18 protein-coding genes are annotated in these 23,101 nt (G+C 58.2%); 5 read left to right on the forward strand and 13 right to left on the reverse strand.

Annotation, left to right across the window (positions count from 1 at the left end):
* Nucleotides 1–9: 9 nt before the first annotated feature.
* From IPM61_04025 to IPM61_04060, 8 genes are all read right to left on the reverse strand, one after another.
* Nucleotides 10–1,092 (reverse strand): hemin-degrading factor, encoded by a 1,083-nt coding sequence (locus IPM61_04025; GenBank protein ID MBK8910476.1) that lies wholly within the window; start codon nucleotides 1,090–1,092, stop codon nucleotides 10–12.
* Between the two features lie 79 nt (nucleotides 1,093–1,171).
* Nucleotides 1,172–1,774: a 30S ribosomal protein S4 gene (gene rpsD / locus IPM61_04030; protein MBK8910477.1), complete on the reverse strand. Its 603-nt coding sequence runs from the start codon at nucleotides 1,772–1,774 to the stop codon at nucleotides 1,172–1,174.
* 45 nt (nucleotides 1,775–1,819) lie between these two features.
* Nucleotides 1,820–2,173, reverse strand: a complete 354-nt coding sequence (locus IPM61_04035; protein MBK8910478.1) for a hypothetical protein — start codon at nucleotides 2,171–2,173, stop codon at nucleotides 1,820–1,822.
* A gap of 13 nt (nucleotides 2,174–2,186) precedes the next feature.
* On the reverse strand, nucleotides 2,187–3,005 hold the full coding sequence (locus IPM61_04040; protein MBK8910479.1) for a heme ABC transporter ATP-binding protein: 819 nt from the start codon (nucleotides 3,003–3,005) through the stop codon (nucleotides 2,187–2,189).
* A 66-nt stretch (nucleotides 3,006–3,071) separates the two neighbouring features.
* The gene (locus IPM61_04045) at nucleotides 3,072–4,169 is read right to left on the reverse strand and encodes an iron ABC transporter permease (GenBank protein MBK8910480.1); all 1,098 of its coding nucleotides are present in this window, start codon (nucleotides 4,167–4,169) and stop codon (nucleotides 3,072–3,074) included.
* Nucleotides 4,166–5,101: an ABC transporter substrate-binding protein gene (locus IPM61_04050; GenBank protein ID MBK8910481.1), complete on the reverse strand. Its 936-nt coding sequence runs from the start codon at nucleotides 5,099–5,101 to the stop codon at nucleotides 4,166–4,168. Before IPM61_04050 ends, IPM61_04045 begins: the two co-directional genes overlap by 4 nt.
* Complete coding sequence (locus IPM61_04055) at nucleotides 5,101–5,694, reverse strand: HmuY family protein (GenBank protein ID MBK8910482.1); 594 nt, start codon at nucleotides 5,692–5,694, stop codon at nucleotides 5,101–5,103. Before IPM61_04055 ends, IPM61_04050 begins: the two co-directional genes overlap by 1 nt.
* Nucleotides 5,695–5,761: 67 nt before the next feature.
* Nucleotides 5,762–8,125 (reverse strand): TonB-dependent receptor, encoded by a 2,364-nt coding sequence (locus IPM61_04060; protein MBK8910483.1) that lies wholly within the window; start codon nucleotides 8,123–8,125, stop codon nucleotides 5,762–5,764.
* Between the two features lie 171 nt (nucleotides 8,126–8,296).
* Between IPM61_04060 and IPM61_04065 the strand changes: the two genes are divergently transcribed.
* Genes IPM61_04065 through IPM61_04075 form a run of 3 tightly spaced genes read left to right on the forward strand, consistent with a single transcriptional unit; the run spans nucleotide 8,297 to nucleotide 12,118 of the window.
* The gene (locus IPM61_04065) at nucleotides 8,297–9,604 is read left to right on the forward strand and encodes an autotransporter outer membrane beta-barrel domain-containing protein (protein ID MBK8910484.1); all 1,308 of its coding nucleotides are present in this window, start codon (nucleotides 8,297–8,299) and stop codon (nucleotides 9,602–9,604) included.
* Nucleotides 9,605–9,652: 48 nt separating this feature from the next.
* Entirely contained in the window at nucleotides 9,653–10,717 is a 1,065-nt protein-coding gene (locus IPM61_04070) for an imelysin (GenBank protein ID MBK8910485.1), read from the forward strand.
* 15 nt (nucleotides 10,718–10,732) lie between these two features.
* The gene (locus IPM61_04075; GenBank protein ID MBK8910486.1) at nucleotides 10,733–12,118 is read left to right on the forward strand and encodes a c-type cytochrome; all 1,386 of its coding nucleotides are present in this window, start codon (nucleotides 10,733–10,735) and stop codon (nucleotides 12,116–12,118) included.
* Between the two features lie 100 nt (nucleotides 12,119–12,218).
* Here IPM61_04075 and IPM61_04080 read toward each other — a convergent pair whose 3' ends face one another.
* Entirely contained in the window at nucleotides 12,219–12,668 is a 450-nt protein-coding gene (locus IPM61_04080) for a hypothetical protein (protein ID MBK8910487.1), read from the reverse strand.
* 79 nt (nucleotides 12,669–12,747) lie between these two features.
* A complete protein-coding gene (gene dnaB, locus IPM61_04085) occupies nucleotides 12,748–14,247 on the reverse strand; it encodes a replicative DNA helicase (protein MBK8910488.1) in 1,500 nt (499 codons plus the stop codon).
* A gap of 438 nt (nucleotides 14,248–14,685) precedes the next feature.
* Between dnaB and IPM61_04090 the strand changes: the two genes are divergently transcribed.
* A complete protein-coding gene (locus IPM61_04090) occupies nucleotides 14,686–15,429 on the forward strand; it encodes a hypothetical protein (GenBank protein ID MBK8910489.1) in 744 nt (247 codons plus the stop codon).
* 144 nt (nucleotides 15,430–15,573) lie between these two features.
* On the opposite strand, the gene IPM61_04095 is transcribed toward IPM61_04090, so the two are convergent.
* The 3 genes from IPM61_04095 to IPM61_04105 all read right to left on the reverse strand — a co-directional run bounded on the left by IPM61_04095 (nucleotide 15,574) and on the right by IPM61_04105 (nucleotide 19,516).
* The gene (locus IPM61_04095) at nucleotides 15,574–16,062 is read right to left on the reverse strand and encodes a hypothetical protein (protein ID MBK8910490.1); all 489 of its coding nucleotides are present in this window, start codon (nucleotides 16,060–16,062) and stop codon (nucleotides 15,574–15,576) included.
* 142 nt (nucleotides 16,063–16,204) lie between these two features.
* Nucleotides 16,205–16,765: a sigma-70 family RNA polymerase sigma factor gene (locus tag IPM61_04100; GenBank protein MBK8910491.1), complete on the reverse strand. Its 561-nt coding sequence runs from the start codon at nucleotides 16,763–16,765 to the stop codon at nucleotides 16,205–16,207.
* Nucleotides 16,766–16,846: 81 nt separating this feature from the next.
* The gene (locus IPM61_04105; protein ID MBK8910492.1) at nucleotides 16,847–19,516 is read right to left on the reverse strand and encodes a serine/threonine protein kinase; all 2,670 of its coding nucleotides are present in this window, start codon (nucleotides 19,514–19,516) and stop codon (nucleotides 16,847–16,849) included.
* Between the two features lie 449 nt (nucleotides 19,517–19,965).
* On the opposite strand from IPM61_04105, the gene IPM61_04110 reads away from it, so the two are divergent.
* The gene (locus tag IPM61_04110; protein ID MBK8910493.1) at nucleotides 19,966–23,028 is read left to right on the forward strand and encodes a S8 family serine peptidase; all 3,063 of its coding nucleotides are present in this window, start codon (nucleotides 19,966–19,968) and stop codon (nucleotides 23,026–23,028) included.
* Nucleotides 23,029–23,101: the final 73 nt, after the last annotated feature.

The following is a 23,101-nucleotide window of genomic DNA, read 5'->3' on the forward strand; positions in this document are numbered from 1 at the left end:
TACGCAGGGTTAGGCTGCGTCGCTTTCCGCTTCCAACTGGCTGACAATCGCCCGCCATCCTTCCAACTCCGGCTTGCCTGGCTTCCGTTCGCCGAACATGATGGCGATTGTTTCCCCCGCTTCGTCGAACACCTCGATTGAGGTGACAATGCCATCCACCGTTGGCTTGCGGACCACCCAAGCCGATGCGATTGCCGGCTGGCGAAGGTGCAAGTTGAACCCCGGGTCCAGCACGTTCACCCAATCCCCCGTCACCACAATCCGCTCCACCGGGCCGGAATGGATCTGCACCACGCCAGGGCTGTTCACAAAAACCATGATACCAAGATTTTCCTGCGAGGCCATCACCAACGCACGGTGGATTGCGTCAAGGGCCACCGGGCGCGCAAGGTCAGAAGGGGCGGTGCGGAGCGCTTGCACGCGGCCAACGTTGTACTTGCGGAGCATTCCGTAGAACTGGTGCGTGTCCTCCATTGCGCGCCATTCGGCATGCAATCCCGCAAAGTCAATTTCCTCATCGGGAAGGTCCGCAGCGGCGGCGGATCCGGGCGCGACATCTAGCAATCCCGATTGATCCTGGCTGCGGTACTGGCTCACAAGCTCATCGTACGCGCTGGCGTTCGAGGCCTCGCGCAGATAGACCTTGTGGACCGCCTGGCCGTAGCTATCAAAGAACTGCAGGCTGCGGCGCGGTCCCCCTTTTCCATCTTCGCTGACAGCAAAGCCGTACTTCCATTGCCGGAAGAATAGCCGAAGATCAATGTTGCGGTCCACCACCAGCCCGACCCCTCCGTTGACAGAGACATCATGGTAGGTTCCGATTTTTTCGTGGACGGCGTGGGCGTTGCGGGTAAGGGCCATCACCTCGCCTAAGGATTCCACCTTCGGCAGGAATTCCCCCCAATCGGCCTGCAGCCGTTGCACAGTGTGGCCACAGCCGGTGGCCAGCAATTCGGCTTCGCTTACGCCCAATTGGTGCGCAGCATCGCGGATACGAAGGGTTGGTTGCTGTTGGCGCAGCGCGTCCCAAGCGGCGCGGAGTTCGGCAAGCTGCTCGGTTGTGGTTGGGCTTGCGGTTGCGGTCTCGGTCATTATCGTGTTCCTTGTGGAAGGTTGTGTTGAGTTCTGTTCAAAAGATCTATTTCGCCTGGTGGGGTCATGGCGATATGCCTTAGCGGGAATAGTATTCCACCACCAGCGTGACGTCGCAGATCACGGGAATTTCGTCGCGCATCGGCGTGCGCAGAAGCTGCACCGACAGCTCAGATTGTGAGACTTGCAGGTACTGGGGCAACACAGCAATGCCGAACCCGTGGCGCAAGCATTCAATCTTGCGGCTACGTGGGCGCACGGCAATCACATCCCCAGGGCGCACGGAGTAGGCCGGAAGGTTCACCGGGCGCCCGTTCACTGTAAAATGCCCGTGGGTGACGTACTGGCGCGCAGCGTAGATGCTTCGGGCAAACCCGGCCCGCAGGACCAACGCATCCAGCCGTTGCTCCAATGCTTGCACCATCAGTTCCCCGGTGTTTCCGGTTCGGCGCGAAGCCTTCATGTAGTAGTTCCGCAGCTGGCGTTCGCTGATGTTGTATTGGAACCGCAGGCGTTGCTTTTCCAGCAACTGCAAGGCGTAATCGCTTTTCTTTGTGCGCCGCTTTGCGTTGCCATGTTGCCCTGGCGGATGCGGCTTGCGTTCCATGATTTTTGCAGCCTTCGGCGTTAGTGCAAGCCCCAACTGCCGCGAAAGGCGAACTTTTGGTCCGGTGTAATTCATGCAGATTCGGTATCGGTGTCGTTCGTTCTTTTTAGTTCAGCAGATTTAATTCAGCAGATAGTCTGGCCACGATTCGGGATGATGCAGAAGCGATTCGGCGCAGACTCGCTCCACCAAGTTGTGCAGGTCCGAAAGCTCGGTTGGGGATAGCTTCAGCAGTGTGGCACCAACGCGCATGGTGACAAAGCTCGGTTCCTCCTTCCCCTCGCGTATCCACCAGTACAAATCGGACGAGACTTGGCGCACCACGTGCCGGAAGGCAAAGAATGCCGTGGGCGCAAAGCGGAGCGTGGTCTCGGGAAGAAGGCAACGGAAGGTCCGGCAGCAACGGCACCAACACACCGAGCCAACCGCGCTGGCAGCAATCAACCGTGAGCTTTGCTCGTGATCTTCTGGCATACTGGCGTTCCCGTTATTCTATTTCTACCGGAAGGTTGGGGGCAACCACGCTCCGTTTGTCGAACGCGCCAATCAGCGGGCACGGAAGCCCCGGGTGGCGGAAGACGCACGTGGTGACATCGAACGCCGCATCCAACACATCGGGGATCAACACTTGATTGGGCAAGCCTTCGGCAATCAGCTTCCCCCGATGCAGCAACGCGACCCGGTCCGCATACTGGGCGGCAAGGTTCAAATCATGGAGGATCACAAGCACCCCCGCCCCTTCGGCAGCGCATCCACGCGCCAAGCTCAGCATCTGATGCTGGTGGGCAAGGTCCAGGCTGCTGGTGGGTTCATCGAACAGGAAGTAGCGTTCGCGGTTGCGCGAATCCCACAACTGGGCCAGCACCCGGGCAAGGTGAACCCGCTGCCGCTCGCCACCGGAAAGGGTGGTGTAGATTCGTTCGGATAGATGTTCAACATCTGCTTCGGCCAACGCTTGCCGCGCAATCTGCTGGGACTTGGCCCCGCGCGCGCCGCCAGCGTCGCATCCAATGCTTACCACCTCCAGTGCGGTAAACGGCAACGCCAGCGATGACTCCTGCGGCAGCACTCCAATCGCCCGTGCGCGCTCGGCTGGGGAAAGCTCCCACATCTGGCGCCCGGCAAATGTTGCCGTTCCGCTGGTTGGGCGAAGCGTGCCGCTTAGCGTCTTCAGCAATGTTGATTTCCCGGCCCCGTTCGGGCCAATCACCGCCACCACTTCTCCCCAGCCGATGGAAAGGGAGACGGAGTCCAGCAGGCGCCGTCCGGAGCGTTCAACGGTGATTGTTCGTGCTTGCAGTGCCATTGGTTTTTAGCGGTTCGCAGATGCGCAAATGGATATTCGGTGTTGATGCTGTTCTGCCGCTGGCGATTACTGGATTAGCCGTTGCTCACGCATCAGCAACCACAAGAAGAACGGCGCGCCAACAATGGCGGTAATGATGCCAATCGGAAGCTCGGCGGGGGCAACAACCGTGCGCGAGCAAAGGTCCGCCGCAACCAGCAACCCCGCGCCAAGCAAGGTTGAGCAAGGGATCAAATGGCGGTGGTCCGGACCGATGGTCAGCCGCACAAGGTGGGGCGCGATCAACGGAATAAATCCGATCAATCCGGCCATGGAAACCGCAGCCCCAACCGCCAACGCACAAAGCCCCGTCACCCGCCATTTCAGCAGGTTGATGGAAACCCCAAGATGGGCAGCCTCCCCTTCCCCCAACGCCAGCATATTCAGTTGGCGGGCAAAGCGCGGCAGCAGAAGCAACGCCAACAACACCGGAGGGGCAACGGCCGCCAGCGTCTGCCATGTTCCTCCGGCAAGGCTTCCCAGGCTCCAGAAAGTGAGGTTGCGCAGCTGGGCATCGGTGGCAACGTAGGTGCAAAGGCCGATTGCCGCGCCGGCCAGGGCGTTCACCGCAATCCCGGCAAGGAGCATGGACCCGACGCTTCGGACCCCGCCGCGTGCGGAGATTTGATAGACCACCACCGTTGCCAAAAGCCCGCCAACAAACGCAGCAATCGGAATCGCGTACATCCCGAATTGATCCAACAGCGTGGGGAAGATTGCATGGCCAAGCACGATGCAAAGCACCGCCCCCAGCGCGGCCCCACTGCTGACCCCAATCAAGCCGGGGTCGGCAAGGGGATTGCGGAACAGCCCTTGCATTGCCGCACCCGCGCCACCAAGCGCGCCGCCAACAAGCACCCCCAACAGCACACGCGGCAGCCGAACCCCCAGCAACACCCCCGATTGATCCACACCGAAGCTGACCCCCAGGTCAAGGCCCAGCTGCCGAAGCAGAATGGCAACCACCTGCGCCGGCGAAATCCCGACCGCGCCGATGCCAACCGAGGCAATCACCGCCACGGCAAGCAACGCCACCAATCCGATGGTTAAAACGCGGGGCGTTGCCAGCCGCCCCTGGACCCGCCCGGAAGCACGGCGGGTGGGGATCGCAATTGAACGGTTCACAGGCCAGCAGTGGTTGAAGGTTGCGTTGCTTGCGCCGAGTCAATCTTGCGCCGCAACTCCAGAATTGCTTGGCCCGAGCGGGGACCAAAGCCCAACAGAAGCTCATCGTCCATGGCAACAACGCGGGCGGTGCGCCCGGCCTTGCTTTGGGCAATGGCGGGGACCGCACGTATCAGCCCTTCCTTTCCGCCAACGCTTTGCAGCCCGCTTGTGGTCATCAGGACCACGTCGGGATTGGCCGCAACGATTGCTTCGGGGGTTAGCGGTTTGTACCCGCTGTACTCCGTCACCACGTTGCGCAAGCCCGCCGCAGCAAGCATTGCACTGGCAGCGGTTCCGGTCCCAGAGGCCTGCAATGCGCCGGCCCCGCGGGCGTAGATAAATAAGATGTTTGCGGGCGTTCCGCTTGTGGCTAATCGCTGCAAGGAATCGGCGGCGGCGGAATACCGATCAAGCGTGTCGCGCAGGATTGTTGCGGCTTTCTGAAGCCCCAGAATCTTTGCCACCGCGTCAATCTTCTGCTTTGCGCCAGCAATGGAGTGCTCCGACGGTATCACCTCAATCCGAATCCCCGATGCCCGCAACTGCTCGATTGCTGCCGGCGGCCCGGCTTCTGCCGAGGCAAGGATCAGCGTTGGCTGCAGCGCGATGATATTCTCGGCAGAGATCGTCCGCTGGTAGCCAATTTTTTTCAGCGATGCCACCTGTGGCGGCCACGTGCTGCTGATGTCGGTAGCAATCACCAAGTCCCCCGCGCCAAGCGCATAAACCACCTCCGTCACCGGACCGCCCAGGGTGATGATCCGTTCTTTTTTTGCCACGCTATCGGCTGCTGCCCCCTCCCCGGCTTCCTGTTGTTGGCAGGCCGCGCTGCCAAGTGCCAGCGCAACCAGCAACATCCAAGCAAGGGGGCGATTGAGCATTCCGGCCATTATTTCAGCTTCCTTGATCCATCTGTTTGGATCACGTATTTGAAGGTGAAGAAGCGGGCTGGGTCCTCAGCTTTTGGCGCGGCCGGCGCGCCCTTGTAGTAGCCCAGCACTTGCAGTTTTGCATACTTGCCATCGGCAGTTTTCAGCACGATGACTTTGCCAGGAATGATGGAGATAAGGTGCGTGGCGGGATCGTAGGAGTACCAGGTTTTGCCCACCGCTGGCGCACCAACGGCATCGGCACTGTAGCCAGCTTCCGGGGCCATGCTCAGCGTGTCGAAATCAACGCCCGTCAACATCTGCCCAACGGCTGCGCCCGGCCCGCTGCTTCCGCCATTCAGGATGATTGAAGTGCCACGGAAGGCGATATCCCACTTGGTGGTTGCCGAGTCGGACAAAGCAACAATGCTGCTATCGCTAAGGCGGTAGAAGGTGTAGTGGCCAGTGTTGGCGGTGTCGCCAGGAATATCCTTGGCGATGGTTGAGACCTGGGTTGGGGCAGGCGTTGGTTCAACAACTGCGTCGTCGCTGCACGAGGCAAGGCCAATGGCAGCAACAAGAAGCGCGGACGAAAGGTAGCGAGTAACGGTCATGAGATGAGCCTCTCCTGTGGCTCTGTTGGTTGGAAATTTGATTGTGATATGGTTCGATGAATTTTCCTTATCGGAACTCCACGCGGACACCCAAGCCAAGCAGCCTTCCGGGGAGTTCGGGAAGCTGAGGGTCGGTGAAATCCAGCAGGTTATCGGCAACGGCAAACAGCGTCAAGAACTGGCCGAACTGCTTGCTGACCGAGCAATTCCAGAGCGTGTAGCCAGCGTGATACTCGACATCATCATCCAGCACCCCGTTGCTGTTGGCATCGGCATAGCCGTAGCGGCCGCGAAGGGTCCCGCGGAACGTGGCCTCGATACCGGTGGCGGTATCGTTGTAGCTAAGGCGCAGCGTGCCGCTGTGCGGCGAGCGATTAAACAGCCCGCCATACTCCACCATTTGCACGGCACGAATCCGCCCGCTTGACCCCACTTTTTGAATCTCCCCACGCTTAATGCTCTCCTGCTCCTCCACGCTGAAACAGTCCAGAAGCTGGTAGGAAGCGGAAAGTGCCAACCCGGGGAGCGGTTCCCAACGGGCTTCGGCGGTGGCCCCTTGCGTCACCACTTGCTCCAGATTGAAGTAGCTGAACGCATTCTGGCCATTAGTTTTCACGGCAAACGCCGTTGCCTCGATAAGGTCATGGATACGATTATGGAAGAGGTCAAGCGTCAGGCGCAGAGCGGAATGGGGCACTGCCTGAAACCCCATGCCGAACGAGAGAGAGCTTTCTGGGCGAAGCACTGCGTTGCCTTCCACGTCGCGCAGCATTCGTTGAATTTCCCCTCCATCGCGCAGACGCTCGACCGCTTCCAGTAATCCTACCGCACCGAACACGCTGTATCCAACAGCAGGGTTCGTGAAATCGAGATAGAGTTGTTGGAACGTTGGAGCCTTGAAACCGCTTCCGGCGGAAAGGCGAATCGTTCCCCAATCAATGGGCTTATAGAGAAGCGAAAGCCGCGGGCTAAGGCGTGCGGCGTAGTCGCTGTGGGAGTCGAACCGAAGGCCGGCCACAAGCCCGAAATCGGCGTTGGGCTGCCACTGGTGCTGGGCTAATAGATGGATGTTGGTTGCGGTACGGGTTCCCCCTGCAACCCGCTCGGCTTCAACCGATTCGGCAGCCGCCCCGCCGCCCACGGTCAGATAATGTTCCTCGCTTGGGGACCACTCGCCAACAAGCTCCCCTTTCGTTAGCCCTTGGTCGAAGATGCTGCGGTAGTAGTTCGCAAAAGCGGTATCGGTTGGGGAAGTAAGGGTGCTTTCGGTTGCGTAGCGGGTGGCGTAGACGCTGCCTTGCAGCCGGACGGTAGAGCTAACAGCATATCCGATTTTTCCGGAAACGTTGAAGTCTTCCAAGTCGCCTCGGTCATCAAACAACACCGTATCGGTGCCGAACACCAAATTGGCCTGGCTGCGGCTTCGTTCGGCAGAAAATTTTCCGCTGATGGAAAGGTCGAACGCAGAAGAAAGGGGGAGCGCGGCCAGCGCGGAAATGGAGTAATTATTGAATGGAGCAACCGTTGGCGACAGGGTGGATGGGTTCAAATCATAGCCATCGGAGCCAAGATACCCGCCAAAAAATCGCAGCCCCACCTCACCGACTTTTCCTTCGGCGTTCAGCGTGATATTCCGCCGACCATTGGTCCCATACTCCGCCACCCCCGACAGCTGCGGAACACGGCCCGGCTTCCGAGAAATAAGGTTGATCACCCCGGCCAGTGCCTCGCTGCCATACAGCGAACTGAAGGGACCTTTCACGATTTCCACCCTTTCCAGGTCGCCGACCATAAAGCGGTCAAGGTCTATTGCCCCCGAGGTACGCCCCACGGCAGGCTCGCCATCAATCAGGATTAAAGTGTAGGCCGGGTCCAACCCTTGCATCTGAACCCCTTGCCCGTGGTCGTTGATGATGGCCAGACCGGGCTGCTCGGCAAGCACCTCGCCGAGCAGCCGTGCCCCTTGCGAACGCATCTCACGTGCGGTGACAACTGTCGCAGAAGTTGGCGACGTGGATAGTTCACGAACCGAGCGGGTAGCCGTCACCACAACCTCGCTTGTGGCTAACGATTGCTCCCGAAGCACAATTCGGACTGGCTGTGCTGTGGCTGGTGGGGGGATGGTGACAGAAAGAGTTTCAGGATAGAACCCAACCCGCGTTGCCAACAGCACGTAGCCGCCAGCCTCGACAGCAGCAAAAGCAAACTCTCCGTTTGTGGTGGTGGTGGTGTGGTGGTCGCTCCCTTTCTGCTGACCAACCAATCGAACCGTGCAGAAAGGGAGCGGAACACCCTGTTCGTCAACAACAACACCCCGAACCCCGTTGGTAGTTTGGGCGGCGGCTTGCACGCCAAACAGGCAAAGCAGCAAACACCCAACCAAATGGGTGGCCACTGCGGAACGTTTTGGGCGGAAGGAGAATACGGGCATCTGGGCTGTGCAGGAAATCGCTGATTGTTGAATCGGCGGCAAATATAGTCATCACCTTACTTGGATTAAGTTCAAATAAGAAACTATTACATTTTTGGACTTAGTTTAGATTAGCAGCTACGTAAGTTTGTGGCTCCTTGATCCAACCAATTGACTGCAAACAACGGCTGTATGTCCTCCCTTCCTTCCCATTATCGTCGGCAACCCCTTCTTCTGGTGCTTGTGGCAAGCATCAGTTTCCTTGCCCAACCAGCAACTGCGCAACTTGACCGCTTTTCGGTTGAGGGATATGGCATTATCAACTACTACAAGTTCTGGTGGGATACCGACCCTGCACGCCGTGCGGCCGTTGATGTTGAACGATTTGCTATCGAGCCAGAGTACCGCATAAGCGACCGAATCAAGCTGGAGGCGGAGATTGAGTTTGAACACGGCGGAACGGGAAGCACCATGGAGTTTGATAAGCTGGAGGAGTTCGGCGAGTACGAACAAGAGATTGAGAAAGGGGGAGAAGTTGTGGTGGAGAAACTTGCGGCGGTGCTTGAGTTTGTGCCGGAGTTCAACCTGCGCGTTGGGCATTTTTACGTCCCTATTGGGCTAACGAATTCCGCGTACGAGCCGGGCGATTACTTCACCGTTGCACGCTCGGAGATGGAATTCAACATCATCCCGGCAACGTGGCATGAAACCGGAATCGAAGTGTTTGGCCAATGGAGCGGGCTGCGGTATCGTGCGCAATTAATTAATGGCCTTGATGCCACCGGATTTAGTTCCGCAAGCTGGATTGTGCGCGGGCATCAAGGGAAGTTTGAGATGATTAATGCCGAGAACATGGCGGTGGCGGGGCGGGTTGATTACCAACTCAGCGATGGGGGTTCCGTGGGGGCCAGCGGATACTTTGGCAACAGCGCCGATAACCGCCCCAAACCGGACCTGACGGTTCCCGCCCACGTAGCCATTGGCGAACTGCACGGAACCATAGAGGAAGGCCCATTCCTTGCCCGCGCCATGGCACTCTATGGCTCGTTGGAAAACTCTGGCGCGGTCTCCAAAGCCAACCGGAATCTTTCCAACAACCTTAATGTGAAACGTTCCCCCGTTGGCAGCGCAGCGTTTGGCTGGTACGCTGAAGCAGGATATGATATCCTCCCCTGGTTGTACACTCCATCAAAGAACGCCCCCCCCGAAGAGCCGAAGGAAGAAGTCGCCGCAAAGCAGGAAGAGGAGGAGCATGGTGAGGAAGGGGATAGGTCCGCGCTTCGCCTGTTTGGGCGGTATGAGTACTACGACACCATGCACGGCGTTGCCGAAGGGATTTTCGACAATCCACGATGGGAGCGGAACGTGTGGACCGTGGGGCTGAACTACCGCCTGAACCACAACCTTACCTTCAAAGCCGATTTCACAAATCGCACACTGGGCATTCCCACCGATAACATCGAGCAAACGTTCGGGCTGGGAATGGGGATGGAGTTTTAAGATTCTTCCCAAGCATTGCATCAACTGACCAAATAACCAATAACCGATATGAACTACCGATTCCGCATTCCATTTGCTGCCGCCTTGCTGGCAGCCACCATTGTTGCTTGCAGCGATTCCACAACCGAACCAGTGGATACCGACGCACAAACAACCACAGCGATCCTGAACGACCTTGCCTACAAAGTGATCCTGCCCACCTACGTTGAGCTGGACCAAAAAGCCCAAACACTTGCCGACGCAGTTGCCGCACTGCAGACCGGCATCACCGATGCAAAACTGGAGGCCGCACGCCAAGCCTGGCGCGATGCACGCCGCCCGTGGGAGCAAAGCGAAGGGTTCCTGTTTGGCCCGGTTGACACCAAAGGCATTGACCCAAGCATTGATAGCTGGCCAGTCAACAAAACCGATTTGGACGCTGTCCTTGCCAGCAGTGCCACCCTTACGAAGGAGTACATTGACGGCTTGGAAGGGACCCAAAAAGGCTTCCACACCATCGAGTATCTGATCTTTGGAACCAACGCCACAAAGCCGGCATCGGCAATGACCCCGCGTGAGATTGAGTACTTGGTGGCGGTCACGCAAAGTTTTAAGGCCGCAACGGCCCAGCTGCGCCAATCGTGGGAAGCATCCGGCGACAACTTTGCCGCCCAATTTGCCAATGCCGGCGGCACCAGCACCATCTACACCTCGCAGCGGAGCGCGCTGGAGGATATCGTTGGGGGAATGGCCGGCATCTGCGATGAGGTGGCCAACGGGAAAATCAACGACCCACTTACGCTGCAGGACCGGACGCGGGAGGAATCGCAGTTTAGCAACAACTCCAACGCCGATTTCCAGGACAACATCCGCAGCGTGAAGAACCTGTACTTGGGAACCTACGGAGCCAACAGCGGCAAAGGGGTTAGCCAGTTAGTGGCCGCAAAAAACAGCACGTTGGACGCTCGCGTTCGCGCCGAAATTGACGCAGCAATCGCGGCGATTGGCGCAATGCAGCCGTCGTTTGGGGAGGCGATTTTCAACAACAAAGCGTCCGTCACCGCAGCCCAAGCCGCCGTCCTTAAGCTGCAAGCAACGTTCGAGGGCGAAGTCACCGCAACACTTCTACCATAACCTCTATTTGCCATGATGATATCTCGCTATTCCATTACAGCAATTGCCCTGCTTGGCTTGGCGTTGGTGGCCGGATGCAACGGCGATTCCACAACCGAGCCAACGCCACCCTCTGCCGACGATGCGCGTTCCGGTGGCGAGATGACCATCATGAACGCATCCAGCGCAGCGTTCTCCTTCCCCGCTCCCAACCTTGATGGCGAGGCGTTCAACCTTCATGCCGAAGGGGATGCAGCGTTCGAGGCAACGTTTGTCACGGCCCCGGCCAGCGTTAATGCTGGCTTGGGGCCGGTGTATAACAACACTTCCTGCATCAGCTGCCACGCCCGCGACGGGCGCGGACGCCCGCCATACGCCGGCGAAAATTTCAGCTCGATGCTTTTCCGCATCAGCATCCCCGGCACCGATAGCGATGGAGGCCCGAATCCGGTTCCGGGATTTGGGGGGCAACTGCAAAACCGCAGTGTGTTCGGGATTCCTGCCGAAGGGACAATCAGCACAACGTACATCGAGCGGCAAGGGACCTTTGCCGACGGCCAAAGCTACACTCTGCGCGAACCTCGGTACGTTGTGGAATCCTCCTACCGCCCTACCCCCGCTGGAATGATGATCTCCCCACGGATTGCCCCACCAGTGGTTGGCTTGGGATTGCTGGAGGCCGTTCCCGAATCGGCACTGCTTGCCAATGCCGACGAAGCCGACCACGATGGCGATGGAATCAGCGGGCGGGCGAACTACGTGTGGGATGTGAAGGAAGGGAAGCAAGCGATTGGGCGATTCGGCTGGAAGGCCAACACGCCAAGTTTGCTGCAACAAGCCGCCGCCGCCTACAACAACGATATGGGAATCACCAGCACGATGTTCCCGCTGGAGACCTGCCACGGCCAACCCCAATGCGACACCACCAGTGATGATCCTGAAGTTGATGAGCAAACGCTGAAAGCAGCCGCCCACTACACCGCAACCCTTGCCGTTCCGGCCCGCCGCAGCTTGAACAATCCGCAGGTGCAGCGGGGCCAGGTGGTGTTCCGCGCAGCCAGCTGCAACCGCTGCCATGTTGAAACGCTGCAGACCGGCATTGCTCCCAATGCCCCCTATCTTTCCAACCAAACGATTCACCCATACACGGACCTTCTGCTGCACGACATGGGGGAAGGGCTTGCCGATAATCGCCCCGACTACCTTGCCAATGGGCGGGAATGGAGAACGCAGCCGTTGTGGGGAATCGGGCTGACCCGCATTGTCAACGGCCACACGTTCTTCCTGCACGATGGCCGCGCCCGCGACCTGATGGAAGCAATCCTGTGGCACGGTGGCGAAGCCGAAGCATCGCGCAATTACGTCCAGCAGCTACCCCGCACCGACCGTGACGCACTGATTGCATTTTTGGAGTCGTTGTAAGGAAGTTACCCCGGGCTACGCGAGCAACCGTTCATTAACTAACAGGGGGATGCCGGAAAATTTCCGGCATCCCCCTGTTTATTTTATTGACTGTTGCTTGCTATCTGTCCGCTGGCTCTTCTTGCCCTTCGCCGCCGTACTTCCGCTCGTTCTGCACCCCTTTGAACACGCCAAGATCATGGGCCAAGTCAACAAGGTTCCGAAGGCTTCCCTGTGTCATGGCATAGTACTGGGTGTTGAACCGCTCCACCTGGTCATCCGGTGCTTCAACAAGCAGCTGAGCAATTGCTCCGCGAAGGCGTTCGGCGGTTGCGGCGAACTCGCGCTGCATCGTCTGGTATCCTTCCTGGCCAACGGCAGATTTGCGGAGCGTGGAATAGAGGTTGTGCAGCTGGCGGCCTTCAAAAATGACAAGGTTCATCTGGTCCGGAGCGTCCAAGATGATGGCTTGTTGCAGCAACGTCCCCATATCATTCCGCTTCCGCAGCCCTTTGCCGGCGGCTTGGTCAAGAAAATCAAGGACCTGCTCGATGTCGTCGGAGAATGGCATACGGAGTTGCTTGATGCGTGATGGAAATCGGAACCTGCTAATCGAAGCTCGTCAAAAAGTCGCCCGTTCTGGCTGCTGGTTAGAACGGTTGCTCGTCGCTTGCGGGGGGCAAGTAGGCCGGCGCGTCGTCGTACTGGAATGCCAGATTTTCGAAGCGCGCGAACTCCTTGATAAACGCCGTTTGGGTGATACCCGTGGGGCCGTTACGCTGCTTGCCGATAATCACCTCGGCAATGCCGTTGGTTGGCCGCCCTTCTTCATCAACGGTGATGCCGTAGTATTCCGGGCGGTGGACAAACATCACAACGTCCGCGTCCTGCTCGATGGACCCCGATTCGCGAAGGTCGCTCAGCATTGGCCGCTTGTCGCTGCGCGATTCCACCGAGCGGTTCAGCTGCGAAAGGGCGATGACCGGGATGTTCAGCTCCTTTGCCAACTGCTTCAACCCACGGGAGATCACGGAGATTTCCCGCTCGCGGCTTTCGGCTTTGGCGGCGTGCATCAGCTGCAAGTAATCCACCATCACCATCTCGATGTTGTGTTCCCGTTTCATCTGGCGGCAGCGTGCGCGCAGCTCCATGATCCCCATTGCCGGGGTGTCATCAATAAAAATCGGGGCATCGGTCAGCCGGTGGATGGTGCTGGCGATGGACTGCCAGTGCTCATCTTTCAAATCCCCTTTGCGGAGAAGCGATGCATCTATTTTGGCTTCGGCAGCAATCAAACGCATCACCAATTGTGGGGCAGCCATTTCCAGCGAGAAGAAGGCAACGGCCTTTTTGTAATCCACCGCCGCGTTGCGGGCGATTGACATGGCCAGCGCTGTTTTTCCCATCGAGGGGCGCGCTGCCAGGATCACAAGATCGCTCCGTTGGAATCCGCCCAGCAGGTTGTCCAGCTTCACCAATCCGGTCGGCACGCCAATCACTCCATTCCCGTCGCGGTGGCGGTGGGCGATTGCTTCCAGCATCTCCACCGTCTCCACCGCCAATCGTTTCATGGATTGGTAGCTGCGGGTGCTGCGGCTTTCACCAATCTCGAACATCTTCTGTTCGGCGTGGTCAAGCTCCTCGAACGCGTCGGTGGATTCGGTGTAGCAGTTTTCTAAGATTCCATTGGCCGCGCTAATCAGCATCCGTTTCAGCGCGCGTTCGAACACGATACGGGCGTGGTGCTCAACATTGGCCGCCGAAGGGGTGCGGCGGTTGAGTTCGGAAAGGTAGTGCGATCCGCCAACATCGCTAAGCCGCCCAAGCCGCCGAAGCTCGTCGTTCAGGGTGATGATATCAATCGGCTGGTTGCGATCGGCAAGGGAGATCATCGCCTCGTAGATCAGGCGATGGGTTTCGCGGTAGAAATGGTCCTTGCTCAGGATCTGCATCGCCTTTGCGGCGGCATCTTTCTCCAGCATCATCGCCCCCAACACCGCCATTTCGGCCTCGTTGGAATGCGGAGGGATACGGTCCGGAGTCGCGCCCATCGGCACGATCTTCTGGCGGCCACGCCCACCATTCAGCATCCGGTCCAGCGGATACTCTGGGGCGTTCCCTTCGTTAAGAATTCCTCCTGCGTTTGTCACGAGCGGCTTGTTGAACCCAGACTTGCGATGTTGTTCTGCGACGTGTGAAGAACCGAGCAGTGCGTTGCGGCAGCCCGTTGCGTCGGGGGGAAGCAACGAGCCATTCTGTTTGTTGGCGCGGCAATCTTACGGGGTTTGCCAATCACCACAAACACTTTTCTTTCAACAACTTTTCCACGTAGTTATCCACCGTTTTGGGGGCAAGATGTTGGCCACACCCACTGCCAAATCATGGCGATTCGTTCCCCTTGCGCCCCTGTCCTTTCTTCTTTCCCTAACTTAGGGCAATCGCCGGAACAAGCAAACGGTTGGTGGTGAGAAAATGAACACTTCGCGTTGAAGAATCGGTTCAGGTGAACGGCGTAACAATTGGGCTGGTCGGGTATTTATTGGCAATCGGCCTTCCCCACAGCAGACTTTTATCGTTCAACAGGCAGCATGAAACACACGTACAAATGGTCAGCATCTGCTCTCCTTTTTGCTTTTTCCCTCTGGATATTCTCCGGTTGTGGTGGTCATCCGCCTATTGCCCCGGGGATTCCCGGGGATATTGCGTTCAATCTGCTGGTCCCCAGCAACACCCCAAAAGGTGATTACCAGGCAATCAGCGGGTTAAGCGTTGGGCAAACCACCACCAAAGTTGGCGACACCACGCTTACCTCCATTTCCCGATCCTTTTATGGGCAGTTCACCGGAACACCATTGCCCGGGAAAGTGCTGCTGAACAACATCCCGCTTGCGCGCTACCGCACCAGCGACACGCTTCGGTTGAACAATGGCGATGCCACAATTTATGGTCCCAACACGTGGGTGTTTGTGGATACCCTTACCGGCGACACAGCGCGTTTCCCCGCAATCATGGTGGACCCGATTGACACGATAGGCCCCTTCACCACCGATAACTTCATCCGTGCCGACACGACGCTGCGGCTGGCGTGGCGGCCGCCAACAAATGGGAGCGGAGGGGTGCTTATCACCTGGGTTGCCCCCGACACCACTTTGCAGGAGTACGTCCAGGATGTCGGGTTCGCTACGCTGGATCCGTTCAAACTGAAATCGCTGATTGGGAAAGGGACGGTGACGCTGACCCGATTCCGCAACGACCAACGGACGTGGAATGGGAAAACGGTGGTTATCACCCGCTTGGCGGAGTGCCGGTATGTGGTGACGCTGCATTCGTAGCATGGCCGGCACAGAAGCAGAAAGAGAGGAAGCCCGGCAACACCAGGCTTCCTCTCTTTTTTTTGTTGATGGGTGTGGCCATTCTACGCCGGCCACCGGGCTGCTCTCTCAGTAGGGATTCCGCTGTTCGCGTTCCACGACGGCTTAGAAGTGCCGGCTAACATCCCCTAAGTTGATTGTCCGCGTGTTGCTTGCGGTCCAAGAATTATCGCTTGGGAAGTACACCCATGCGGTGTTTATCACCCTGCCGTCGTTCTTCTCTTGAATCAAGAACTTGTACTGCCGCGGCAGATTGCAGGTTAGGTCCAGTTCGCACGTGGTGCTTAGCAGATTTTCGGTGTGGGGACCAACATGCATTTCGTCGCGCGGGCATTTGTGGTCCAGCGACGACCAAGGCCCAGCAACCAATTGCTTGCTGCGGACTTCGGAGCGTTCCAGAACCACAAATAAATTGCGCGAGCCGCTGTTGCTGGCCTTGATGGTGATATCACAGCCAGAGGGCATTGTGACTGTGCTGCTGGTTGTCGTGATGTTGGTAGTGGCTTGCGGTGCAGGGCTGCTGCTGAACAACGCAGCGGCCAGCAGAAGCACTGTCGGTACAAGTGTGATCTTCAGATTCATGGCGTTCTCCATCGGTTAGCGGTTGTGTAGTTGTGATTGCTGCCGCAGTGCTGCTTCCGTTTTTTTCAACTGCTTGGAAGAGCGTTGCAGTAGCCTTTAACTCCATACGCGCCGTTACCCTAGAAAAAGGATCATGGCCTCACAAAAAAAATTTTCACCCTTCGATTTCGCGCCGAAGCCACGCCTTTGCAAGCGTCCAATCGCGTTTTACCGTAATGGGGGAAACCTCCAAGGCTTCCGCTGTTTCCTCGATAGATAGTCCACCGAAGAACCGGCATTCCACCACACGAGCAGCGCGTTGGTTCACTGCCGAAAGCTGCGTCAATGCCTGGTCCAACTGCAGGATGGTGGTGGCAGTGTCATCGCTTATCAGGTGTTCAACGGATTCGATGGGGACGCGCTCGGCTCCATTCCCCCGTTTCAGCCGCTGGCGCGCGCGGGCGTAGCTTACCAACACGCGCCGCATGGCGATTGATGCCACCGCAAAAAAGTGCGCACGATTCTGCCATTGCACGTTTTGATCCACCAGTTTCAGATATGCCTCGTGCACCAACGCCACGGTGTTCAGCGTGTGGTCGCGGCGCTCGTGGCGAAGCTGCAGATGCGCTATTCGTTGAAGCTCATCGTACACAATCGGCAGCAGGTGGTTCAGTGCCTCACTGCTCCCCTGCTGCGCTTCCGTCAGTAGCTGCGTGATCTCTTGTTGCGTGTGCATTGTTGTGGCAACCGATGTTGAACGAACATGTTGAATGGATTCGTGAGCGTCTCTTTTTTCATTGATGCTGGGCGGGCGTTCCTATCCTTTGATTGATGCCAGCAACTGCCCAATGCTCCCCGCCGATTGATGATTGATGCGTTGCAGAACCTGATAGCTTTCCTCAAGCAGTTGCGTGGCCGCCCCAACTTCACCGATTTGCAGCAATGCTTCCGCTAATTTATGCGCAATTACCGCAGTGCGTTCGTGATGTTGGCCATATTCCAACGCATACGCTGCATGGGCATGGCGGTAGAGCGTGGTTGCCTTGCGGTAATCCCCGGCATCGTAGCGGAGCGCGGCAATTGCAGCAACAACTCTAGCCGTTTCTGGGTGGTTCGCGCCGTGGTGGTTCTCCAAAATCTCCACGGCTTTTTCAAGTAGTTCTTCCGCTTCTTGGTCATTCCCCTGCAGGCGTTGCACGTGGGCAAGATTGCTTAAGCCACGCGCCACTTGCGGATGGTTATCCCGATACAACATCTGCCAAAGCTCCGCAGCCTGGCGGAATAACACTTCCGCTTCGGCCAGCTTCCCTTTGCGCAGAAGCGCACTTGCCAGGTTATTCAGGCTTTGCGCCGTCTCGGGGTGATCCTTGTAGATGCGCTGCCGAATGGCCAACGCCTCCCTGTCGCACAGTTCAGATTCCTCCACTTTCCCCAACGCACGCAAGGTTGCCGCAAGGTTGTTCAACGTGCGGGCCACGTCGGGATGATCGTTGCCAAAAAGTTTGCGTTGCAGTTGCAGCGCTTGTTGATAGAGTTTTTCGGCCGCTTCCGGCTGGCCGTTTCGTTTTAGAAGCAATCCCAAGTTGTTCAGCGTGCGGGCGATATTGGGATGCTCTTCCCCATGCAGCAACCGCCGCATGGCCAGCGACTCCTCAAGCAGCGTGCGGGCCTGCTCAACATGGCCTTGATACCCGGCAGTAATGCCCATTTCGTTCAGCGTTGCGGCCACAGCGGTGTGCTGCTTGCCGAACAGTTTTTGCTGCATTGCTAGCGACTCCTGATAGAGCTGCTGCGAGTCCTCGTAGCGTTCGTTAAATCGCATGATGCCGGCAAGAAGGAACAGCGACTCGGCAAGCAAAATATGGGGCGGCAAGAACAACGTGCGGCGCAGCGCAAGGCTTCGTTCGGCCATGGCCTGGGCGCGGTCGAACAGCCCTAAATTCATGAAGACTTCGGCAATCACAAACTGCAAGTCGGCAAGCACCTGCGGTTGATTTCCCAGCTCCGCCTCAATCCGCTCGGCCCCTTTCTCCAACAGCTCCTGGGCCGTAACCGTTGCGCCGTGGTTAATCGCGGGGTCGGACACCTGGAACACATCCTTCAGGAAGGTGGCCACTTGTTCGGCCTTGTCGCGCTGGCGCGTAATCTCCTGAGCCTGGCGTTGTATCCTTCGCGACTGCTTGGCGGTTGCAACGCTGAACGCCGCAAGCGACACAAACGCCCCCCCCGCAATCGTAACGCCCATTTGATGCCTCCCCAAAAATTTTCTAATGCGATACCCGATGCTGTCCGGCTGTGCAAGGATCGGCATTCCGCGCAGCCACCGCTGGATATCCTCGGCAAATTGATTGACCGTTGTGTAGCGTCGCGATGGCTCCTTCTGCATTGCCTTCAACACAATGGTGTCCAAGTCGCCACGAAGCTCGTGCATCAACCGCTCGGGGCGTGTTGAGCGTGCGTCGGCCACGCCGGCGGGGGTTAGCGGACGATCGGTTTCTGTGGCCAGCGGAGATTCCACGCTGCGGGCAACCATGCTGCTGGGGGTGTCGGGAATGTGGTGGCAGATGATCTGCTCAATCTCAGCCGTGGTGCGGCTTCCAATCTGGTACGGGCGGTGCCCGCAAAGCAGTTGGTACAACAGCACCCCCAGCGCGTAGATATCGGTTGCCGTGGTGATTGCTTCCCCCCGAATCTGTTCCGGGGCCGCGTTGTCGAGGGTCAGCACTCTGGCCTCGAATCGGGTTTGCACAAGCCATGTGTTCCGGTCCCGCTCGTTCAGCAGTTTTGCGATGCCGAAGTCTAACAGCTTTATCCCGCTGCCGGCCCCCACCAAGATGTTGGCCGCTTTTAGATCACGATGCACAACAAGATTCTGGTGGGCGTATTGAACCGCGGAGCAAACCGTGCAGAACAGCTCCAACCGTTGGCCGATAGTAAGCCGCTGCTGGTCGCAGTGGCGATCAATCGGCGCGGCATTCTCCACAAACTCCATCACAAAATATGGCCGGCCATCGGGCGCGATTCCGGCATCGAACAGCTGGGCAATGTTTGCATGGTTCAGCGATGCCAGAATATGCTGCTCGCTTCGGAATCGGCGGACAACCTCTTCGCTGTCCATCCCCCGCTTCACCACTTTTACCGCCACACGCTTGCTGAACTGGTGGTCCTTCCGTTCAGCAAGATAGACGGATCCCATCCCCCCATCCCCTAACTGGCGGATCACACGATACGCGCCAATCTCTTGGCCCTCCATCATCTGCTGGTCAATAATTTGAGCCACTTGGGCGATGGTCCCGGCCGGCTGCTCAAGGTACTCCGCGTTGTACGAACCCAGCAGCGACTCCACCTCGGCCCGCAACTCCGCGTCGCCGTTGCAGAGCTGGTCCAGCAGTTGATTTCTCTCCGAAACTGCGCCGGGGTTTCCCTCGGTTTGTTCCAGTATCTCGGAGAACATCTGTTGCACTGTTTCCCAGCGTTCAGCAGTCATCGGTGTTGTGAATGATTATGCCCATTTGCGCCATCGTTGCCGCACCTACCCCACGGCGCAGCTTTCCGTGGTTTTTCTGTTGAGATAGAACTGGGATCATCGGCAAGGATGTTCCCTTTCCCTTGCGGGGATACCGACGGGGCATGCAATGCCCGCTGCCCGGATCCTAAGATATGGCCAACCGATGCGTGCCTGATGCTTCCGTACCCTTTCCCCTTTCTTCAATTTTGCTACTTTGCTGCCAAACCAACAACGGGTGGCTGTGTAACCGTGGCCCTTGTTTCCGGTTTTGTCTCTCATCAATCTGGGCTTGGTGCCGGGCGTGCACGCGCGCGCAAACGGTGCTGGGCTATCCATCTTCCCGTAACCGCACAGATTTTCCCGCGATCATGCACCATCGTTTGCTTATTCCTGCCAGATTTTTCTGGGCTGCATTGCTTGTTTTGCTGATGCCATTTGCCACCCACGCCCGCGACGGCAGCCGCAGGGGGATGAAGCCCGGGCAAGCCGGATTCCTTCCCGGCACCGTTGTGCTGAAGCTGAAGGAGACGCTGCCAAACCGCCGCGCCAATCTTCAATTTGGCATTCCTGAACTTGACCGGGTGATTACCCAGCTGGGCATTGCCGAACGCCGCCCGTTGTTTCCGCTTGCGCCGTGGCCAAGCGGTGGGCTGTTCAAATCCACAATCGCCCAGGACCCGATTGCTGCCGGCGGTTTCAACCGGATTTATGTGATTCGCTACCAGAACGGAACCGACCCGCAATTGGCAGCCGAGCAGATTGCCGCCACCGGATTGGTGGAGTTTGCCGAGCCATACCTTACCTTCCCATTACTCTACGCCCCAAACGACCCGCAGCGTGCGCAGCAGTACGCGCTCAATATTATCCAAGCCGCGCAGGCGTGGGACGTAACGCAAGGGGATTCCAGCGTGGCAATCGCCATCATTGATTCCGGGGTGGAATGGGAGCATCCTGACTTGCTGGCGAACATCTTCCAAAACCCCGGCGAATCGGGGAAGGACCCGCAGGGGCGCGACCGCAGCAGCAACGGCGTTGACGACGACAACAACGGCTACGTGGACGATATTCACGGGTGGGATTTGGTGGGTGGACCAACGCTCTCCGAGCTTCAAAGCGGCACGGTGAAGCCGGATAACAACCCGGCCCCGGTGGTCTCATCGTCGCAAAACTACCAGGGCTACCACGGGACTTGGACCTCCGGCTGTGCTTCGGCAGCAACCGACAATGCTCGCGGGATAGCCGGCACCGGGTTCCGCTCAAAAATCCTTCCGGTAAAAGCCACCGACGACAGCTACGCCACCGGCCAGGTGCTTGCGGCGTTGGATGGCATCCGCTACGCTGCCGATATGCGTGCAAAAGTGATCAACTGCAGCTTCGGCGCGGCGGCCGATCCAAGCGGGGTGCAAGCCTACCAAGCGGTGGTGGATTACGCCTACGCCAAAGGTGCGTTGGTGGTGGCCGCAAGCGGAAACTTCAGCATCAACAACGACCAAACGCCCCACTTCCCCGCCAACTTGAACCACGTTCTTTCGGTGGGGGCAAGCACCGCGCAAGATTCGGCCGCTGGCTTCAGCCATTACGGCATTTCGGTGAAGGTCTATGCTCCAGGAGTGAATATCCTGACGACTCAGCTTGGTGGGGGCTATGTTAGCAACGGCGTTAGCGGGACCTCCTTCTCCTCACCAATCACCGCTGGGGTTGCCGCGCTGGTGTGGGCCATGCACCCGGACTGGACCCCGGACCAAGTGGCCATGCAGATCCGTGCCACCGCCGATAACCTGAAAGTCCCGAACGGAGCCTACGCACCTTATTTCCATAAGCGGGTGAACGCGTATCGTGCGGTGAATCTGAACAAAGATTTTACGGGAAGCGCGCTGACCACCATGCCGGGCGTTGAGCTAACCGGCTACACCATCAACGGGAAAACCACCGACACCCTGAAAGGGCGGGACCAAACCGCCACGGTGCGGCTTCGGCTGAAGAACCTTCTTGCCCCCACACGCAACCTAAAAATCGCCAGCATTGACGGCCAGGTTCTGACCACCAATGGTGCCATCACCATCCCAAAACTTGGAACAATGGAGGAGACCGATCAGGAGATCACCGTCAGCTTCTCGCCAAACGCGCAGGTGCTCTATTCCGAAGGGAACATCGAGCTGGTTTTGCTGATGAGCGACGGCGCGTACGAGGCATACGCGAAGGTGGAAATCCCGGTCAGCACTCCCGGGTGGAAGAAGAAATTCGACCCGCCCACCGCGGAGTTTGAAGGAAGCAGCATCAAGGCCGTCAGCAACCAAGTGGCGTGGGCTTCGGGGAACGTCAGCAACGTTCCGTACATCACCCGCACACTGAATGGAAACACGTGGAGCAATCTTATCCGCGTGACTTCTTCGCAAGAGCCTCTCTACGTGATTACCGGGCGGAGCGGACAACTTGCTTGGGGGGGAACGGGGCCAACATCGGGGCAAGCCGCTGTTTACCGCACGGTGAACGGCGGGACCGCATGGACCCGAGCAAGCGTGGCCAGCATCACCAACTTCGTGAACGGCATCCACTTCTTCGATAACCAAAACGGGATTGTGCTTGGCGATCCCCTGAACGGCAAATGGGGGATTGGAACCACAGCTGACGGCGGCGTAACGTGGACCGCAATCGCAACGCCACTATCGGTTGCACGCTCAACAGAGGTTGCTTGGAACAACGCCTACGCCGTTGTTGGCGACACCATTTGGTTTGGCACCAACAACAGCCGCATCTACTTTTCAACGGACCGCGGCGCAACGTGGGATTTTGGCACCACACCAACGGTGAACTCCTTTGGCGTAGCGTTCGCCAACGGGAACGATGGCTTGGCAACATTCAACCAGGGGAGCGATGGAACCGGCGCGCCGATGATCGCCGTCTCGCGCAATGGCGGAAAAACGTGGGACCCAACAACGCTGCCGTTTAACGGAGCGTTGCCGCAGTCGGTGACGTTTGTTCCCGGGACCACGCGGGCGTTTGTGGCCACCCAAGCGGGCATTTTCGAGACCAGCGATTTTGGGGCATCGTGGAAGCAGATGGCCGCGCCGATTATGCCATATCAAGGCCTGGTCCTTTCGGCACAGGCCGACACGGGGAAGAACGTTAGCGCGTTCGGGATCAACGGCGTGGGGCAAACCATCAACCTGAAAGAATCCGCCCAGCCCGTGCAACCAACCGCCGTCCCAACCGCCACCGATGCCACCAACGGAATAACCGCCAGCGCGGTGATGCCGAACCCGGTTTCCGGCACCGCCAGCTTGGAGTTGGTGTTGCCCCGCGCCGCAAATCTGCGGGCCACGCTGTTCGATCTTCTTGGCCACCAAGTCCGCACAGTTGCCGAAGGGACCTACCCCGCCGGCAACCACAACATCGCCTTTGATTGCAGCGGCCTGGCAGCGGGGACCTACCATTGCTGGATAACAGCCAACGGCGTGCAGTTGATCCGGAGAGTGGTGGTGGGGGAATAACCCCTTTTCCAGCACGATTAAACGACAAAGGCACCAAGCGCACAGAGGGGGCAAAATCAAAAGAGAGGGGGGG

Source organism: Chlorobiota bacterium (genome assembly GCA_016710285.1).
In the GTDB taxonomy this organism is placed as follows: domain Bacteria; phylum Bacteroidota; class Ignavibacteria; order OLB7; family OLB7; genus OLB7.

Excerpts from the sequence above, each read along its gene's own strand:
- IPM61_04025 (MBK8910476.1), bottom strand. The coding sequence starts at position 1,092 with ATGACCGAGACCGCAACCGCAAGCCCAACCACAACCGAGCAGCTTGCC.
- rpsD (MBK8910477.1), bottom strand. The coding sequence starts at position 1,774 with ATGAATTACACCGGACCAAAAGTTCGCCTTTCGCGGCAGTTGGGGCTT.
- IPM61_04035 (MBK8910478.1), bottom strand. The coding sequence starts at position 2,173 with ATGCCAGAAGATCACGAGCAAAGCTCACGGTTGATTGCTGCCAGCGCG.
- IPM61_04040 (MBK8910479.1), bottom strand. The coding sequence starts at position 3,005 with ATGGCACTGCAAGCACGAACAATCACCGTTGAACGCTCCGGACGGCGC.
- IPM61_04050 (MBK8910481.1), bottom strand. The coding sequence starts at position 5,101 with ATGGCCGGAATGCTCAATCGCCCCCTTGCTTGGATGTTGCTGGTTGCG.
- IPM61_04055 (MBK8910482.1), bottom strand. The coding sequence starts at position 5,694 with ATGACCGTTACTCGCTACCTTTCGTCCGCGCTTCTTGTTGCTGCCATT.
- IPM61_04060 (MBK8910483.1), bottom strand. The coding sequence starts at position 8,125 with ATGCCCGTATTCTCCTTCCGCCCAAAACGTTCCGCAGTGGCCACCCAT.
- IPM61_04065 (MBK8910484.1), top strand. The coding sequence starts at position 8,297 with ATGTCCTCCCTTCCTTCCCATTATCGTCGGCAACCCCTTCTTCTGGTG.
- IPM61_04070 (MBK8910485.1), top strand. The coding sequence starts at position 9,653 with ATGAACTACCGATTCCGCATTCCATTTGCTGCCGCCTTGCTGGCAGCC.
- IPM61_04075 (MBK8910486.1), top strand. The coding sequence starts at position 10,733 with ATGATATCTCGCTATTCCATTACAGCAATTGCCCTGCTTGGCTTGGCG.
- IPM61_04080 (MBK8910487.1), bottom strand. The coding sequence starts at position 12,668 with ATGCCATTCTCCGACGACATCGAGCAGGTCCTTGATTTTCTTGACCAA.
- IPM61_04090 (MBK8910489.1), top strand. The coding sequence starts at position 14,686 with ATGAAACACACGTACAAATGGTCAGCATCTGCTCTCCTTTTTGCTTTT.
- IPM61_04095 (MBK8910490.1), bottom strand. The coding sequence starts at position 16,062 with ATGGAGAACGCCATGAATCTGAAGATCACACTTGTACCGACAGTGCTT.
- IPM61_04100 (MBK8910491.1), bottom strand. The coding sequence starts at position 16,765 with ATGCACACGCAACAAGAGATCACGCAGCTACTGACGGAAGCGCAGCAG.
- IPM61_04105 (MBK8910492.1), bottom strand. The coding sequence starts at position 19,516 with ATGACTGCTGAACGCTGGGAAACAGTGCAACAGATGTTCTCCGAGATA.
- IPM61_04110 (MBK8910493.1), top strand. The coding sequence starts at position 19,966 with ATGCCATTTGCCACCCACGCCCGCGACGGCAGCCGCAGGGGGATGAAG.